Below are 16188 nucleotides of genomic sequence, written 5' to 3'. Positions count from 1 at the left end.
TTCATGGGCACCGGTGCGGCCCTGGCCGTCGATCCTGACGTCGTGACGTGTACCCTCGCTCCCCGCTATGACGCGGTGAAGACTGCCCGCGACTTCACCAGAACCACTCTGCAGCGCTGGGGACTCGGCGATCTCTTCGACGATGTGGCCCTGGTGGCCTCGGAGTTGGTGACCAACGCACTCCGGCACGCGATCGGCGAGCCCACCGCGGCGAGCCTGCCGGGCGCCAAGGGCTGTCCCGGTGGCCTCTCCGCGATCCCGGCCCAGCCGGGCGCCGGACGCTGCACCGAGGGACAGCCGGCCGAGGGACGGCTGCCGATCCGGATCAGCCTGGTCCACCGGGGTTCCCAACTGGTGTGTGCCGTCAGTGATCCGAGCATCGCCGGACCGGTCACCCGGGAGGCGGACTTCGTCGCCGAGTCGGGGCGCGGGCTGCACCTGGTGGACTCCTTCAGCCACTCCTGGGGCTGGCACCCGCTGGCCTCCGGCTCCGGCAAGGTGGTCTGGGCGGTCTTCCAGGCCGACGGACCGTCAGTCGACCTCGCCAGCGCGATCGCTGACTCCATATCAGCCCCGGCCACGACGGCCGGACGCCACCGCCGCTCCGCCTAGGACCCCGCAGGACGCGCCGACCGGCCGCCCCGGGGTCGAACACCGCCCCGGGGTCCCGCCTGTCCACGACGCCCCGCCGGAACGGATCACCACACCGGCTCCCCCTCGGCACCACTGCGGCCGCACGCCTTCAGCCGTGCGCCAACTCCCCAGCAGCGCAACGCCGAACGCCGTCGCGGCCCCTGCTCCCACGACGGCGCGAACCAGCCTGCCCCACCCGGCCCGATCGGCCACTCAGGCCACCAGGTGGTCGAACTCCCCGTCCTTGGCACCCAGCAGCATCGCCGCTATCTCGTCGCGGGTGTAGATGAGCGCCGGGCCGTCCGGGAAGCGTGAGTTGCGCATCGCGACCGCGCCGTCCGGAAGGGCGGCGAACTCCACGCAGTTCCCCTTGGAGTTGCTGTGCTGACTCTTCTGCCAGACCACGCCATCGAGGTCCGCAGCAGCCATGCCGTTGTACGTGTGGTGCATAGAAATCTCCCAAGAGCCTGGAGTGCTCGTACTGCTCGGCGCCCAACCGATCCGGCCGCCGGCCGCCTCCGGCTCGTACGGGCAGGGCGGATGCCTTACTACTCGTAATGATAACGCTAATGCACGTGCATCGGCATGTGATTTTGCGCGTGCAGCCGCCTGTACGGGAGGTGACCAAACCGCCTCCTGGCGGGCCCATCGGATGTCCCGATCCGGACATATGACAGCAAATCAGCAGACTGACCGTGACCCCGCGTCTGAAGGACGGCCGGAGAGGCTGACCGGTTCGACCATTGACACGGGGGTTCGATTGATCAACTTCGCAGCCGATTCCTCACACTCCGTCACATTGATCGAAGTGGGCTGGCGATTTGTCAGTGATTACCCGGAAATGCCCGCCCGCCGACCGGGCGCACCGGCCAGGCGGCGGCTGCTGATATTCCGGTGGATATGCGACAGACGTGCGGTAACGGCAGCCGAATGCCGGATGGTCCGGCGCATGTCCTACGATCTCCGCCATGAGCACTGCAGCCATCCCGGGCGCGCCACTACCCGTCCGCACGCCAGGCTCCCGCGCGCGGGGGCGCCATCGTCGACCCGAACGGCCTGAGCTGCCGGTCGGCGCCCCGGCCCTCGTGCTCGCCGTCCCGGCCGAGGCGACGCCGCAGGCGGTCGCGGTGGTGGACGAACTGCTCTCGATCCTCCGCGGCGAGCAGCCCGGAATCCTGGCGGCGGCCGGCTGGCTGCCCACCGCGCCGTCCCCGGCGCCCGAGGCCGGCGCCACCGCCTCCGCCGCGGCCGATGCTGACGTCGACTCCGGCGCCGCCGACACCGGCGCGGCGGCCGGCACCGAGGCCGAGGCCGCCGAGCAGGCGGCCGAGGCGAGCCCGGCCCCGGCGGTCCAGCAGGTCGACACGGTCGAGAGCCTGGTCGCCGGCGCACTGGCGGCCGGAATGCCGGCCCCGGTGCTGGTGCCGCTGCTGCCCGGCCCGCACGGCTACCTGACGGAGCTGCACGCCCTGGCCGCGCGGACCGGCGCCCAGGTGACCGACGTGCTCGGCCCCCACCCGCTGCTCGCCGAGGCCGTCCACGTGCGCCTCTCCGAGGCCGGCCTGGCCCGCGCCGACCGCGCGCGGCTGTTCGCGATCGCCACCGCCGCCGACGGCGTGGTGCTCACCACGGTCGGCGGCGAGGACGCCGCGGCGGCGGCCGGGATCACCGGCGTGCTGCTCGCCGCCCGCCTGGCGGTGCCCGTGGTGGCCGCGGCCCTGGACGTGCCCGGCGCGGTGGCCGGTGCCGTCGAGCACCTGCGGGCCACCGGCTCCCAGCGCCCGGCGCTGGCCCCGCTGGTGATCGGCCCCGAGGCCCCCGAGGACCTGCTGCTCGCGGCGTGCGAGGAGACCGGCTGTCCGAGCGCGGCCGCACTCGGCGCCTACCCGACCCTCGGTCAGCTGATCGCCTCGGCCTACCTGGCCGCGCTGCCCGAGCCGGTGGCCGAGCCGCTGCCGACCGAGGAGCTGCTCACCGAGGAGCCCGTCGCCGGCGAGTGACCCCCTGACCAACGGCCCTGCCGGCCCGCTGATGGCCCCGCTCCCGCCCAGGAGCGGGGCCATCGGCATGTCCGGAGCACGGTTCGTCGGCCGGTCGGTCAGGGCGCCCCGGAGGTCCGTTGACGGGCCGATGGCGCACATGTGGTGAATTGGTGACGATTCAGTGTCCAGTCGGGAAGTGGTGGACAGGACCACCCCGCCGACCGATTGGTCGGCGTCGCGAGCTGACGCGATGACAGAAGGGGTAAATCGGACATTCGGTCGATGTCGACCAGTGCGCCGGACCGGGCCGTTCGCCCCGCCGACAGCCGGTCAGGGCGCTCCGGTCCGATCGGCCACCCCCTTGATCACCAAGGCCGAAAACGGACAGCCCATCAGCATCACCAACCCTGAGCCCACGGCACATCCCGTTTCCCGCAGGCACATTGCACGCCCCGGCCGGACCCCTCCCCCGACGCCCTCTCAGGTCCGCCGCCGGGGCGATCTTGAAGGTTCCATGGTGGGCCTGTGACGGCCATCACAGCTGTTTGCGGATTCAACTTATCTCTGTCTAACGTGCTCCCCGTTCGTGGTCACACGGACCCAGCACAGCCGGACGCCGAGTCCTGCCACCGGATGCGCTGGCAGCGCGAAAACGCACCACGGCAGGAGCGGGGGAACCAGGTAAGCCGCCCCGGCACCCGGTCTTCGGACCGAGTGACCGGAGCTAGGGGTGAAGCCGCGCAGCAGCGCGGCCGGGCAACTCCAGTCCGAATCCGACAGCTCACCTCGTAGGCGTAGGAGAGGAACGCGTCTTCATGCTGCCCACCACTGGCACGACCCGTCCGTCCCGCACCGCTCGCCGAGCGATCGCCGCCACCGGCCTGCTCGGTCTCGGCCTCGCCCTGCCGTGCATCACGGCCACCACCGCCTCCGCGGCGCCCGTCTCCACCTGGGACAAGGTCGCCCAGTGCGAGAGCAGCGGCGACTGGAGCATCAACACCGGCAACGGCTACTACGGCGGCCTGCAGTTCAGCGCCTCCACCTGGGCCGCCTACGGCGGCACCCAGTACGCCCCGCAGGCCGACCAGGCCACCAAGGACCAGCAGATCGCCGTCGCCGAGAAGGTCCTCGCCGACCAGGGCCCCGGCGCCTGGCCGGTCTGCTCCGTCCAGGCGGGCCTGACCCAGGGCGGCGCCCCCGCCGCCGTGAACCCCGGCGCCCCCGCCACCAGCGCCCCGGCCCAGCCGAGCGCCCCGGCCCAGAGCGCCCCGCAGTCCTCGCAGTCCTCGCAGAGCGGCAGCCAGGGCCACTGGAACCACCAGTGGAACGGCACCAAGAACTCCGGCGGCCAGACCTACACCGTGGCGCGCGGCGACTGGCTCTCCACCATCGCGCAGAGCCACCACGTGGCCGGCGGCTGGCAGAAGCTGTACGAGCTCAACAAGTCGGTCCTGACCGCCGGTCCTGACACGCTCTACCCGGGCCAGCAGCTGAGCCTGGGCGGCTCGGCCAGCGCCGCCCCGAGCAGCGACAGCGCCCCGGCCGCCAGCACCCCGGCGCCGGCCGTCAACGCCCAGACCACCGCCTCCACCACCGCCGCCACCCCGGCGCCCGCCTCCGGCGCGATGGCCACCGCCGTCGCCTTCGCGGAGTCGAAGGTCGGTCAGGCCTACATCTACGGCGGCACCGGCAACGGTGGCTGGGACTGCTCCGGCCTGACCCAGGCCGCGATGGCCTCGGCGGGCATCTCCATCCCGCGGGTGGCCGCCGACCAGGCCGCCGCCAGCACCCCGGTGTCGATGAACAGCCTGCAGCCGGGCGACCTGCTGTTCTGGTCGAACAACGGCCAGAACTCGGGCGTCTACCACGTCGCCATCTACGTCGGCAACGGCCAGTTCGTCGAGGCCGCCAACCCGAGCGCGGGCGTGAAGTACGAGACCATCGCCAACTACGCCCCGGACTTCGCCGGCCGGGTCTGAACCTGGTGACACAGCGCTGAGCAGCCGCTGGACAGCACCGAGGGCCGCCTCTCCACTCTCCGGGAGGCGGCCCTCGGCCGTGCGGTGAACCGGCGTCACTGCGCCTTCGGCTGCCGGCGCCGGGTGAACCGGAGCAGCGCGACGAAGATCGCCGCGCCGATCAGCGCGCCGATCAGGCTGGCCCCGCGGAACCAGGGCGCGTTCACGTCCATCGTCCGCTGTCCCGCGTGCGCGCCGCTGCCGTCGCCGACCACCACGCCCAGCGTCCACAGCTTCGGCAGCGCGAGGACCAGGGCGACCGCCACCCAGGCCACCCAGGCCACCGAGACCTTCCAGGACCGGCTCCGGCGCAGCCCGAACCAGGCCACCAGGAGCGGCAGCAGGGTGCAGGTGACGCCGGTGAGCAGGCCGAAGAGCAGTCCGCTGGAGAGCCGGCCGTGCACGCTGTCGCCCACCTGCTGGGCCCACCAGCGCGGGATCGTGGCGGCCCACAGGAAGGAGAGGCCGATCAGCGCGGCCAGCGAGCAGCCGCCGAGCAGCAGTCGGCGCCGCCGGTCCGGGTGGACCGACGGCGCCGTGTCGTCGGGTCGCGGTGCGGTGGCTCCCATGCCTCGATGCCGGCACCGGTGGATCTTCGGCGCCCGTCGGGACGGGGCCGACGACTCCCCGCGGCTGCCGCTCGCCGTGGCGGCTACTCCCCGCGGTGCGGCCTGGCCCCGGTGGAGCCGCGCATCACCAGCTCCGGCTGGAACATGTACTCCACCCGCTGGGCCGACTCGCCGCCGACCTCCTCCAGCAGCGCGTCGACGGCTGCGGTGGCCATCGCCTCCACCGGCTGACGGATCGTGGTGAGCGGGGGCTCGGTGAAGGCGATCAGCGGCGAGTCGTCGAAGCCGACCACCGAGACGTCGCCGGGCACGCTCAGCCCGCGCTGGCGCACCGCGCGGATCGCGCCCAGCGCCATCAGATCGCTGCCGCAGATGATCGCGGTGCAGCCGCGGTCGAGCAGCACGCCGGCCGCCGCGTGGCCGCCCTCCACGCTGAACAGCGTGTGGTGCACCAGTTCCTCGATCTCCTGGTCGCCGGCGCCGAGCACCGAGCGCATGGCCGCGGTGAACCCCTCGATCTTGCGCAGCACCGGCACGTAGCGGCGCTGACCGACCGCCAGGCCGATCCGCTCGTGCCCGAGCTCGGCCAGGTGCTGGACCGCCATCCACATCGCCGCCCGGTCGTCGGGCGAGATGAACGGCGCGGCGATCTTCTCGCTGAAGCCGTTGATCAGCACGAACGGGACCTGACGTCCGGTCAGCTTGGCGTACCGGTCGTGGTCGGCGGTCGAATCGGCGTGCAGGCCGGAGACGAAGACGATGCCGGCGACCCCCCGCTCGACCAGCATCTCGACCAGTTCGTCCTCGGTCGATCCGCCCGGCGTCTGGGTGCAGAGCACCGGGGTGTAGCCGTGCCGGCTGAGCTGCTGCTCGATGACCTGGGCCAGCGCGGGGAAGATCGGGTTGCTCAGCTCCGGGGTGATCAGCCCGATCAGGCCCGCGCTGCGCTGGCGCAGCCGGGTCGGCCGTTCGTAGCCGAGCACGTCGAGGGCGGCCAGCACGGTCTGCCGGGTCGCGGCGGAGACGCCCGCCTTGCCGTTGAGGACGCGGCTGACGGTGGCCTCGCTGACCCCCGCCTGCGCCGCGATGTCCGAGAGTCGCGCCGTAGTCACGAGCCCAGAGCCTATTGCAACCATGTCAGACCGCCCACCAGCTGGTGCTGTCGGGCGCGAGCAGTCCCGGCTCGATCCGGTCGGTGGAGCTGAGCAGCAGTCGGCCCTCGGTGGCGAACGGCACCGCCTCGGCGGTGGTGTTGACCAGGCAGACGAAGGAGTCGCGGCGGAAGGCGAGCACGCCCTCGGGGGCCGGCAGCCAGGTCAGCCCGGCGCCCGCGCCGAGCGCCGGGTCGCTGCGGCGGATGGCGAGCGCGCCGCGGTAGAGCTCCAGGGTGGAGGTCGGGTCGCCGGTCTGCGCCTCGACGCTGAGTCCGGCCCACTCGGCGGGCTGCGGCAGCCAGCTGGGGCCGCCCTCGACGGGGCCGAAGCCGTAGGGCGCGGCCTCGCCGGACCACGGGATCGGCACCCGGCAGCCGTCGCGGAAGCCGTCCTGACCGCTGGCGCGGAAGAACGAGGGGTCCTGGCGGACCTCGTCGGGCAGGTCGGTGACGTCCGGCAGGCCGAGTTCCTCGCCCTGGTAGAGGTAGGCCGAGCCCGGCAGCGCGAGCATCAGCAGGGTGGCCGCGCGGGCCCGGCGCAGGCCGAGTCCGCGGTCGCCGCGCTCGCGGATCTGGGTGCCGCCGGGCGGGTTGGCGAAGCGGGTGGCGTGCCGGGTGACGTCGTGGTTGGAGAGCACCCAGGTGGCGGGGGCGCCGACCGGGCGCATCGCGGCCAGCGAGGAGTCGATCACGGCGCGCAGCTCGGTGGCGTCCCAGGCGGTGCCCAGGTACTGGAAGTTGAACGCCTGGTGCAGTTCGTCGGGGCGCACGTAGTTCGCGGTGCGCTCCACGGTGGGGGTCCAGGCCTCGGCCACCGCGATCCGCTCGCCCGGGTACTCGTCGAGGATCCGGCGCCAGGTGCGGTAGATCTCGTGCACGCCGTCCTGGTCGAAGAACGGCATGACGTCGTTGCCGAGCAGCTTGAGCTGGTCGTGGCCGCCGAGGTCGGGCAGGCCGGGAGCCTTGACCAGGCCGTGCGCGACGTCGACCCGGAAGCCGTCGACGCCCATGTCCAGCCAGAAGCGCAGGATCGAGCGGAACTCGTCGGCGACCGCGGGGCTGTCCCAGTTGAAGTCGGGCTGCTCGGGAGCGAACAGGTGCAGGTACCAGTCGCCCGGGGTGCCGTCGGGGTCGGTGGTGCGGGTCCAGGCCGGGCCGCCGAAGATGGACTCCCAGTCGTTGGGCGGCAGTTCGCCGTCCTCGCCCTTGCCGGGGCGGAAGTGGTAGCGCTCGCGCAGCGGCGAGGCGGGGCCCTCGCGCAGCGCCCGCTGGAACCACTCGTGCTGGTCGGAGGAGTGGTTGGGGACCAGGTCCACGATGATCCGCAGGCCCAGTTCGTGGGCGTCGCGGATCAGCGCGTCGGCGTCCAGCAGGGTGCCGAACATCGGGTCCACCGCACGGTAGTCGGCCACGTCGTAGCCGGCGTCGGCCTGCGGGGAGGCGTAGAACGGGGAGAGCCAGACCGCGTCGACGCCGAGGTCGCGCAGGTAGGGCAGCCGGCTGCGGACGCCCGGCAGGTCGCCCATGCCGTCGCCGTTGGCATCGGCGAAACTGCGCGGGTACACCTGGTAGATGACCGCGTCGCGCCACCAGCGACTGGGTTCGCCGGCAGGGGTGGCGACGGCGGACAGCGGCCGGGGGGTGTCGGCCAGGTTCTGGGTCATCAGGCGGATCCCTTGGGAACTAGGTATCGTTTCGCGCACTCACTCGAGTGTGCGATCGACGCACGAGCAACAGGCAGAATACTGGTAGGAGTTGACCGTCCGTCAGGACTTTGCGGCACCCGCGGTCAGCCCGGTGACCAGATTCTTCTGGACCAGGTAGAACAGCGCCGTGACCGGAATCGCGATCAGCACGGCGGTGGCGGCCATCAGGTTCCACTGGCTGTCGTGCTCGCTGACGAAGCTGCTCAGACCCACCGCGAGGGTGTACTTGTCCGAGCTGAGCATGAAGGTGGAGGCGAACGGCACCTCGGCCCAGGCGGTCAGGAAGGAGTAGAAGACGGCGACCGCCAGACCCGGGCGGGCCAGCGGCAGGATCAGCCGCCAGAAGGTGCCGAACGGGCTGAGCCCGTCGACCCGGCCGGCCTCGTCGATCTCCGCGGGGATGGTGTCGAAGTAGCCCTTCAGCAGCCAGGCGCAGTACGGCACCGTGGTGCTGGCGTAGACCAGGATCAGGCCGCCGTAGCTGTCCAGCAGGCCGAGGTTGGCCATGATGTAGTACATCGGCACGATCAGCACGGAGATCGGGAACATCTGGGTCACCAGCAGCGACCACATCAGCGGGCGCAGGCCCGGGAACTTCATCCGCGAGACGGCGTAGCCGGTGCTGGCGGCGATCAGCACGCCGAACAGGGCGGTGCCGCCGGCCACGATCAGCGAGTTGCCGAACCAGGTCAGGAAGTCGGTGTGGTTCAGCACCGTGGTGAAGTTGGCGAAGGTGGCCTTGCCGAGGATCTTCCCGGGGTGCAGGTAGTCCGTCTCGTCCGGGCCGAGCGCGATGTAGAAGATCCACAGCACCGGGAAGACCGCGACCAGCGCGGCCAGGCCCAGGGCCGTGTGCAGCAGGGCGGTGGCACCGGCGCTGCGCTCACCGCGGGCGCGCACCTTGCGGGGCCGCGCCGGGGTGGCGGGCGCGGCCGGGCGGGCCGCGGCGGGCCGGTCGGTGGTGGTGCTCATCGGGTGGCCTTTCCGTTCCTGGGGGTCTGCTGGGCCTGCTCGGCGGGCTGCTCGGGGCGCGGGGCGGTCGGGGATCCCATGGCGGGTCAGATCGCCGTCTGGTCGTTGCGCTTGAGCCAGCGCTGGTAGAAGCCGGTGAAGACGATCAGGATGGAGAGCAGGATGATCCCGTAGGTGGCCGACTGCGCGTAGTCGCGCGGCAGTTGGCCGAAGCCCAGCTGGTAGGCCCAGGTGACCAGGATCTGCGCGTCGGGCGCGTTGGTCTTGCCGAACAGCAGGAAGATGATGGTGAACTGGTTGAAGGTCCAGATCACCCCGAGCAGCACCACGGTGCTGGTGACCGGGCGCAGGCCGGGCAGCGTGACGTAGCGGAACCGCTGCCAGGCGCTCGCGCCGTCCATCTCGGCCGCCTCGTACAGCTCCCCCGGGATCGCCTGGAGGCCGCCGAGCAGCGAGACCATCATGAACGGCACCCCGCACCAGGTGTTGACCAGGATCGCCGCAGCCTTCTGGGCCATCGGGTCCTCCAGCCAGCTGGGCTGCGGCAGGTGCAGCGAGCCGAGCAGCATGTTGACCAGGCCGCCGTCGGCCAGCATCAGCCGCCAGGAGAAGACGGTCACGAAACTCGGCACCGCCCACGGCACGATCAGCAGCAACCGGTAGAAGGTGCGCCCGCGCAGCTTCTGGTTGAGCATCATCGCCAGGCTCAGGCCCAGGCTGAAGTGCAGGCCGACGCAGAGCACGGTCCAGGTCATGGTCCAGATGAAGTGCGACCAGAACCGGTCGTAGGCGCCCTCGCCGAAGAGCACGTCCTGGTAGTTGTGCAGGCCGACGAACTTGAAGGTGTCGGGGATGTGGTTGACCCCGATCGTGTGCCCCACGTTGAGGCTGGTCGCGTCGGTCAGCGTCAGGTAGATGCCGCGGCCGAGCGGATAGGCCACCAGCAGGCCCAGCACGATCACCACGGGCGCGGCCATCGCGTAGGCGTACCAGTACGTGCTGTACGAGCGCTTCAGGCGCTGCACCAAGGCTGTCATGGGGGTGGAACACCTTCTCCGGGTCGGTACCTGACGGCGCACTCGTCCGGCCCGCCCCCTCGGCGGGCCGGACGAGTGCGGGGGCTTGGCAGCCTTACTTGCTGAAGTCCGGCAGCAGCTTGGTGTAGTCCTGGGCGCTGGCGTCCAGGCCGGACTGGATGCCCTGCTGGCCCTGCGCGATCTTGCCGAGGTTGGTGCTCAGCGAGGTGAAGAGCGAGGAGTACTCGGGCAGCGCCGGGCGCGGCTGGGCCACGTTCAGGATCTGCTGGAAGCCGGCGATGCCCGCGTTGGACTTGACGTCCGCGGTGAAGGCGTCGGGGCGGGTGGGCAGCGTGGAGTTCTTCTCCGCGATGAAGACCTCGCTGTCCGCGGAGGTCATGAAGGCGGCGAACTTCTCGGCGGCGGCCTGGTGGGCGGCGTCCGAACCGGCGAAGACGGCGATGTTCTGGCCGCCGGTCGGGGCGCCGGGCTTGCCGGTGGAGCCGGCCGGCACCGCGGCGATACCGAGGTTCCCGTGGTCGGTGAAGGCCGAGCCCTTGTAGATGTTGGTGATCTCCCAGGGGCCGTTGATGATCGCGGCGACCTTGCCGTTGTTGAACGCGTCCATCATGTGCGCGTACGAGTCGGTGGTCACGTCGGCCTTGACGGTGCCGGGCGAGGTGAACAGCGACTGGTAGGTGGTCACCGCCTTGACGGCGGTCGGCGAGTTGACGGTGATCTTCTTGTTGGCGGTGTCGACCAGGTCGGTGCCCTCGCCGAAGAAGAGCGGCAGCGCGTCGTAGGCGTCGCCGGCGTGCAGCTCGAAGCCGTCGACGCCGGTCTTGGCCTTGATGGTGGCGGCGTCCGCCTTCAGCTCGTCCCAGGTGGTGGGCGCGCTGGTGATGCCGGCCTGGGTGAACAGCGCCTTGTTGTAGAGCAGGCCCAGGGTGTCGGTGACCAGCGGCACGCCGTAGGTCTTGCCCTGGTACTGGGCCTGCTTGATCAGGCTGGGCTGGTAGTCCGAGGGCTGCGGCAGCGCGGGGGTGCCGTCCAGCGGGGTCAGGAAGCCGGACTTGGCGAAGGCCGCGGTCCAGCCCACGTCGGAGCGGAAGACGTCGGGGGCACCCTTGCTGCCCATCGCGGTCTGCAGCTTGTCCTGCGCCTGGTCGAACGGCACGTTGACGAAGTTGACCTTGATGTCCGGGTTGGCGGCCTCGAACTTCGTGACCACGGCCTGGTAGTTCGGGGCCTCGTTGGTCGCGTTGGAGGTGTCCCAGTAGGTGATGGTCACCGGGCCGGACGCCGCGCCGGACGAGCCGGAGCCGCTGCTGCCGCAGGCCGCGAGCGACACCGTGAGGGCCGCTACCAGGGCGAAGGCCGCGCTGCCACGCCGCATGAGAACTCCTAGGAGGAAAAGGGTGGTGGGGGTGGGTGCCCGGTCAGGACGGCGGGAGCGCATACTGGCCCCCTGACACCGACCGCACTGGGTGTCGACGCCGGGCTGTGAGCAGGAACGTAACAGCGCTGCAAGCCGGTTTGAAAGTTCTTGCAGCAAGTTTCTGCAAGAAGTCGGGGATCGTTACATCCGCGTGTCCGGAGAGTTGCCGCGGTGCGTCTTGACGGTTCGCCCGGATTCATCTCGGTTCCTCCTGCTGGGCCATGGGCCCACCAGGTCGGTCCTTGACAGCACCTGGCCGCTGGCCGTGGGATTGGTCTTGTCCACCCCCACCCCCGGGTGGACGCCCTGGCCGGCGCAGTCCAGGGTGGTCAGTCGCTCAGGAGGCGCAGATGGCGTACTACCGCACCGTCGGCACGGTGCCGCCGAAGAGGCACACCCAGCACCGCAACGAGGCCGGCGGCCTCTACTACGAGGAGCTGATGGGCGAGGAGGGTTTCTCCTCCGACTCCTCCCTCCTCTACCACCGCGCCATCCCCTCCGCCCTGGTCGACAGCCGGATCTGGGCCCTGCCGGAGGGCAAACCCGAGCCGAACCACCCGCTCAAGCCCTTCCACTTCAAGCTGCACGACCTCTTCCCGGGCGAGGAGTGGCGCCAGACCGATGCCGTGCGCGGACGCCGGGTGGTGCTCGCCAACGCCGACGTGCGGATCGCCTACGTCGCCTGCGGCCGGCCCTCGCCGCTCTACCGCAACGCCATAGGCGACGAGTGCGTCTACGTCGAGTCCGGCAGCGGCACGGTCGAGACGGTCTTCGGCTCGCTGGAGGTGGGCCAGGGCGACTACGTGGTGCTGCCCCGCGCCACCACCCACCGCTGGCTGCCCGCCGGCGAGGAGCCGCTGCGGCTGTACGCGATCGAGGCCAACAGCCACATCACCCCGGCCCGGCGCTACCTCTCCAAGTACGGCCAGTTGCTGGAGCACGCACCGTTCTGCGAGCGCGACCTGCGCGGGCCGGTGGGGCCGCTGCTGGCCGGGGAGGACGAGCGCGACCAGGACACCGAGATCTACGTCAAGCACCGCGGCAACGGCTCCTCCGGGATCGCCGGCACCGTCTTCGTCACCCCCACGCACCCCTTCGACGTGGTGGGCTGGGACGGCTGCCTGTACCCGTACGTCTTCAACATCCGCGACTACGAGCCGATCACCGGCCGGATCCACCAGCCGCCGCCGGCGCACCAGGTCTTCGAGGGCAACAACTTCGTGATCTGCAACTTCGTGCCGCGCAAGGTGGACTACCACCCGCTCTCCATCCCCGTGCCGTACTACCACTCCAACGTGGACAGCGACGAGGTGATGTTCTACTGCGGCGGTGACTACGAGGCCCGCAAGGGCTCCGGCATCGGCCAGGGCTCGGTCTCGCTGCACCCCGGCGGCCACACCCACGGCCCGCAGCCGGGCGCCTACGAGCGCTCGATCGGCGCCGAGTTCTTCGACGAGCTCGCGGTGATGGTGGACACCTTCCGCCCGCTGGAGGTCGCCGAGGGCGGCCGGGCGAGCGACGACGGCACGTACGCGTGGAGCTGGAGCGGGCGCGGCCCGCAGGACGGTGGCAAGCAGCAGTGACCTCCCTTCAGACCTGGGTGCCGGTGCCGGAGGGCTCCGACTTCCCGGTGCAGAACCTGCCCTACGGCGTCTTCACCCCGCGCGGCTCCAGCCAGGCCCGGGTGGGCGTGGCGATCGGCGAGTCCGTGCTGGACCTGTCCGCGGTCTGGGCCGGCACCCCGCTCGGCGCCGACCTGGCGACCGGCTCGCTCAACCTCTTCATGCGACGCGGCCCGGGCGAGTGGGCCTACGTCCGCGAGCGGGTCACCGACCTGCTCACCACCGAGGGCGAACGACGGCTGGTGGAGGCCAACCTGCACCGGATCGACGAGGTGCGCCTCCACCTTCCGGTGGAGGTGGCCGACTACGTCGACTTCTACGCTTCGGAGCAGCACGCCACCAACCTGGGCCACATCTTCCGCCCCGACGGCGAGGCGCTGCTGCCCAACTGGAAGCACCTGCCGGTCGGCTACCACGGCCGGGCCGGCACGGTGGTGGCCTCCGAGACCGGGATCCGCCGCCCCAGCGGACAGCGCAAGGGCCCCGGTGACCCGGCGCCGGTGTTCGGCCCCACCGTGAAGCTGGACATCGAGGCCGAGCTGGGCTTCGTGGTCGGCGCGGGCTCGACCCTGGGCGAGCCGGTGAGCGTGGACGACTTCGCGCAGCACGTCTTCGGCGCGGTGCTGCTCAACGACTGGAGCGCGCGCGACATCCAGGCCTGGGAGTACGTGCCGCTCGGCCCGTTCCTCGGCAAGTCCTTCGCCACCTCCATCTCCCCCTGGGTGGTACCGCTGGCGGCACTGGAGGCAGCCCGGGTGGCCACCCCGGCGCAGCAGCCGCAGCCGCTGCCGTACCTGCTGGAGAAGGAGCCGTGGGGTCTTGACCTCAGCCTCGAGGTCAAGCTGAACGGCGCGGTGGTCTCCCGGCCGCCGTACGGCGGGATGTACTGGTCCCCGGCCCAGATGCTCGCCCACACCACCGCCAACGGCGCCTCGCTGCGCACCGGCGACCTCTACGGCTCCGGAACCATCTCCGGGCCCGAGGCCGGCCAGCGCGGTTCGCTGATCGAGCTGACCTGGAACGGCCGGGACCCGCTGACCCTGCCGGACGGCACGACCCGCACCTTCCTGCAGGACGGCGACACCGTGACGATGTCCGCCTCGGCGCCCGGCCTGGACGGCGTGCGGATCGGCTTCGGCGAGGTCTCCGGCACGATCACCAGCTGACGCCCCGCCGGGCGGCGCATCCGCGCCTCCCGGTCGGGCCGGTGGCCGGTCACCCCCTCTGGGGTGGCCGGCCATTTCTCATGCTTCACACAGGAAGATTTGCACACTCGTAATACCAACTGCCGGACGGACTGCCCTACAGTTGTCGCCGCACCGTCAAAACGGTGGTCCCCCACTGAAGTTCGCGCGACAGCCACACCCTCCTCTCACCCCCACAGGGAGCAGCCATGTCCGCAACTCCTCGCCGCAGCCTGGCCATCGCCGCCGCACTCGCCGCGGTCCTCGCCAGCGCCGCCCCCGCCCTCGCCGCAGGTGCCCCCACCCTGGTCAACGCGCCGATGGCGGTGGGCCCCAACCACCTCACGGCCCACGGCGGGATCCTGCACAGCACCAGCAGCAACTGGTCCGGCTACGCCGCCACCGGCAGCAAGTTCACCAGCGTCAGCGCGAGTTGGGTCCAGCCCGCGGCCAGCTGCAACGGCGACGACACGTACTCCAGCTTCTGGGTCGGCCTGGACGGCGACGGCAGCAACTCGGTCGAGCAGACCGGCAGCGAGGTGGACTGCTCCGGCGGCTCGCCGCAGTACTACGCCTGGTACGAGATGTACCCGGCCTACCCGGTCAACTTCAGCAACTACGTGGCCCCCGGGGACCACTTCACCGCTTCGGTGACCACCAACGGCAGCGGTTCCTTCACGCTCAAGCTCTCCGACACCACGCAGGGCTGGAGCAAGACCGAGAACAAGACCCTGCGCAACGCCGCACTGGCCTCCGCGGAGATCATCGCCGAGGCGCCGTCCGACAGCAGCGGCGCGCTGCCGCTGACCGACTTCGGCCAGGTCAACTTCACCTCGGCCACCGCCAACGGCAAGTCGATCGGCAGCTTCAACCCGGACAACATCACCATGGCCAGCAACGGCACCACCCTGGCCAGCACCTCCGCGCTGAGCGGCGGCAACGCCTTCTCGGTGACCTGGCAGAACGAGAGCTGAGGTGATGTCGGGCGCGGCGGCGCACCCGAACGGGTGAAACACGAGGTCGTTCTGAGTATGTGTCACATCACCGGACCGTAAGACGGGCATAAGGCTTCTCAACGCCAACCCCCGTCCGTACACAACCTTCCGGTGGAGTCGCCATGCCCGTCCCCCGTCGCCGCGCCCTCGCCTGCACCGCCGCCCTGGCGGCGGTGCTCGCCAACGCCGTCCCCGCCCTGGCCACCGCGCTGCCGGCGCCGTCGAACGCACCACTGATCGCCACCTCGCCCGTGCTGGCCAACGCGCAGGACGGTCTGCGGCACGGCACCAGCACCAACTGGTCCGGCTACATCGCCACCAGTACCAACGGCACCAAGTTCACCAGCGTCACCTCGCACTGGACCCAGCCGGCGGTCACCTGCACCGACCAGGACACCTACTCCAGCTTCTGGGTGGGCCTGGACGGCGCGGTCAGCAAGACCGTGGAGCAGACCGGCAGTTCGGCGGACTGCTCCAGCGGCCAGCCGGTCTACTACTCCTGGTACGAGATGTACCCGGCCTACCCGGTCAACTTCTACAACACCGTAGCCCCCGGGGACCAGTTCACCGCCTCGGTGACCACCAACGGCAAGGGCTCCTTCACCCTCAAGCTCTCCGACACCACGCAGCACTGGACCCACACGGTCAACAAGACCCTGCTCAACGCCGAGCTGTCCTCCGCCGAGGTGATCGCCGAGGCACCCTCCACCACGAGCGGCCCACTGCCGCTGAGCAACTTCGGCACCGTCGACTTCAGTTCGGCCACCGCCAACGGCCAGCCGATCGGCGCCTTCAACCCGGAGAACGTCACCATGGCCCGTCAGGGCAGAACGCTGGCCGCCACGTCCCCGCTCAGCGCGGGTAACGCCTTCTCGGTGACCTGGAAGAGCAGCAACTGAC

Annotated in this window: 14 protein-coding genes and 1 riboswitch; of the genes, 7 read left to right on the top strand and 7 right to left on the bottom strand. The window is 70.9% G+C overall.

The window, feature by feature from the left end:
• The first annotated feature begins 3 nt into the window (after nt 1–3).
• The gene (locus tag OG500_RS31195) at nt 4–612 is read left to right on the top strand and encodes an ATP-binding protein (protein WP_327070162.1); all 609 of its coding nucleotides are present in this window, start codon (nt 4–6) and stop codon (nt 610–612) included.
• 234 nt (nt 613–846) lie between these two features.
• On the opposite strand, the gene OG500_RS31190 is transcribed toward OG500_RS31195, so the two are convergent.
• On the bottom strand, nt 847–1083 hold the full coding sequence (locus tag OG500_RS31190) for a DUF397 domain-containing protein (RefSeq protein WP_184934102.1): 237 nt from the start codon (nt 1081–1083) through the stop codon (nt 847–849).
• Nucleotides 1084–1601: 518 nt separating this feature from the next.
• Between OG500_RS31190 and OG500_RS31185 the strand changes: the two genes are divergently transcribed.
• Both OG500_RS31185 and OG500_RS31180 read left to right on the top strand, forming a co-directional pair.
• Nucleotides 1602–2633, top strand: a complete 1032-nt coding sequence (locus OG500_RS31185) for a hypothetical protein (RefSeq protein WP_327070161.1) — start codon at nt 1602–1604, stop codon at nt 2631–2633.
• A gap of 625 nt (nt 2634–3258) precedes the next feature.
• Nucleotides 3259–3423, top strand: a riboswitch (cyclic di-AMP (ydaO/yuaA leader).
• Between the two features lie 7 nt (nt 3424–3430).
• Entirely contained in the window at nt 3431–4594 is a 1164-nt protein-coding gene (locus OG500_RS31180; RefSeq protein WP_327070160.1) for a transglycosylase family protein, read from the top strand.
• A gap of 95 nt (nt 4595–4689) precedes the next feature.
• On the opposite strand, the gene OG500_RS31175 is transcribed toward OG500_RS31180, so the two are convergent.
• From OG500_RS31175 to OG500_RS31150, 6 genes are all read right to left on the bottom strand, one after another.
• Nucleotides 4690–5202 carry a hypothetical protein gene (locus tag OG500_RS31175; protein WP_327070159.1) on the bottom strand — a complete coding sequence of 171 codons (513 nt, stop codon included), beginning with the start codon at nt 5200–5202 and terminating at the stop codon, nt 4690–4692.
• An 83-nt stretch (nt 5203–5285) separates the two neighbouring features.
• Nucleotides 5286–6338, bottom strand: a complete 1053-nt coding sequence (locus tag OG500_RS31170; protein ID WP_327070158.1) for a LacI family DNA-binding transcriptional regulator — start codon at nt 6336–6338, stop codon at nt 5286–5288.
• A gap of 1 nt (nt 6339) precedes the next feature.
• A complete protein-coding gene (locus tag OG500_RS31165; RefSeq protein ID WP_327070157.1) occupies nt 6340–8019 on the bottom strand; it encodes a glycoside hydrolase family 13 protein in 1680 nt (559 codons plus the stop codon).
• Between the two features lie 102 nt (nt 8020–8121).
• The gene (locus OG500_RS31160; RefSeq protein WP_327070156.1) at nt 8122–9033 is read right to left on the bottom strand and encodes a sugar ABC transporter permease; all 912 of its coding nucleotides are present in this window, start codon (nt 9031–9033) and stop codon (nt 8122–8124) included.
• An 86-nt stretch (nt 9034–9119) separates the two neighbouring features.
• On the bottom strand, nt 9120–10070 hold the full coding sequence (locus OG500_RS31155) for a carbohydrate ABC transporter permease (RefSeq protein ID WP_327070155.1): 951 nt from the start codon (nt 10068–10070) through the stop codon (nt 9120–9122).
• Between the two features lie 94 nt (nt 10071–10164).
• A complete protein-coding gene (locus OG500_RS31150) occupies nt 10165–11445 on the bottom strand; it encodes an extracellular solute-binding protein (protein ID WP_327070154.1) in 1281 nt (426 codons plus the stop codon).
• 392 nt (nt 11446–11837) lie between these two features.
• Here OG500_RS31150 and OG500_RS31145 point away from each other — a divergent pair, with 392 nt between their 5' ends.
• From OG500_RS31145 to OG500_RS31130, 4 genes are all read left to right on the top strand, one after another.
• The gene (locus OG500_RS31145; protein ID WP_329584878.1) at nt 11838–13070 is read left to right on the top strand and encodes a homogentisate 1,2-dioxygenase; all 1233 of its coding nucleotides are present in this window, start codon (nt 11838–11840) and stop codon (nt 13068–13070) included.
• Nucleotides 13067–14275, top strand: a complete 1209-nt coding sequence (fahA, locus tag OG500_RS31140) for a fumarylacetoacetase (RefSeq protein WP_327070152.1) — start codon at nt 13067–13069, stop codon at nt 14273–14275. Before OG500_RS31145 ends, fahA begins: the two co-directional genes overlap by 4 nt.
• 227 nt (nt 14276–14502) lie before the next feature.
• Complete coding sequence (locus OG500_RS31135) at nt 14503–15267, top strand: G1 family glutamic endopeptidase (RefSeq protein ID WP_329584875.1); 765 nt, start codon at nt 14503–14505, stop codon at nt 15265–15267.
• A gap of 143 nt (nt 15268–15410) precedes the next feature.
• Nucleotides 15411–16187, top strand: coding sequence for a G1 family glutamic endopeptidase (locus OG500_RS31130; RefSeq protein ID WP_329584872.1), 777 nt, complete (start codon nt 15411–15413; stop codon nt 16185–16187).
• The last annotated feature ends 1 nt before the right edge of the window (nt 16188 follow it).

Source organism: Kitasatospora sp. NBC_01250 (genome assembly GCF_036226465.1).
Lineage (GTDB): Bacteria > Actinomycetota > Actinomycetes > Streptomycetales > Streptomycetaceae > Kitasatospora.
The sequence above is the reverse complement of the archived record's forward strand: the minus strand, read 5'-3'. Positions and strand labels throughout refer to the sequence as shown.

Bases quoted from the DNA above. Each gene is read 5' to 3' on its own strand.
- OG500_RS31145 (WP_329584878.1), top strand. From the start codon at position 11,838: ATGGCGTACTACCGCACCGTCGGCACGGTGCCGCCGAAGAGGCACACC.
- OG500_RS31155 (WP_327070155.1), bottom strand. From the start codon at position 10,070: ATGACAGCCTTGGTGCAGCGCCTGAAGCGCTCGTACAGCACGTACTGG.
- OG500_RS31185 (WP_327070161.1), top strand. From the start codon at position 1,602: ATGAGCACTGCAGCCATCCCGGGCGCGCCACTACCCGTCCGCACGCCA.
- OG500_RS31130 (WP_329584872.1), top strand. From the start codon at position 15,411: ATGCCCGTCCCCCGTCGCCGCGCCCTCGCCTGCACCGCCGCCCTGGCG.
- OG500_RS31190 (WP_184934102.1), bottom strand. From the start codon at position 1,083: ATGCACCACACGTACAACGGCATGGCTGCTGCGGACCTCGATGGCGTG.
- OG500_RS31160 (WP_327070156.1), bottom strand. From the start codon at position 9,033: ATGAGCACCACCACCGACCGGCCCGCCGCGGCCCGCCCGGCCGCGCCC.
- OG500_RS31180 (WP_327070160.1), top strand. From the start codon at position 3,431: ATGCTGCCCACCACTGGCACGACCCGTCCGTCCCGCACCGCTCGCCGA.
- OG500_RS31195 (WP_327070162.1), top strand. From the start codon at position 4: ATGGGCACCGGTGCGGCCCTGGCCGTCGATCCTGACGTCGTGACGTGT.
- OG500_RS31165 (WP_327070157.1), bottom strand. From the start codon at position 8,019: ATGACCCAGAACCTGGCCGACACCCCCCGGCCGCTGTCCGCCGTCGCC.
- OG500_RS31170 (WP_327070158.1), bottom strand. From the start codon at position 6,338: ATGGTTGCAATAGGCTCTGGGCTCGTGACTACGGCGCGACTCTCGGAC.
- OG500_RS31175 (WP_327070159.1), bottom strand. From the start codon at position 5,202: ATGGGAGCCACCGCACCGCGACCCGACGACACGGCGCCGTCGGTCCAC.
- OG500_RS31135 (WP_329584875.1), top strand. From the start codon at position 14,503: ATGTCCGCAACTCCTCGCCGCAGCCTGGCCATCGCCGCCGCACTCGCC.
- OG500_RS31150 (WP_327070154.1), bottom strand. From the start codon at position 11,445: ATGCGGCGTGGCAGCGCGGCCTTCGCCCTGGTAGCGGCCCTCACGGTG.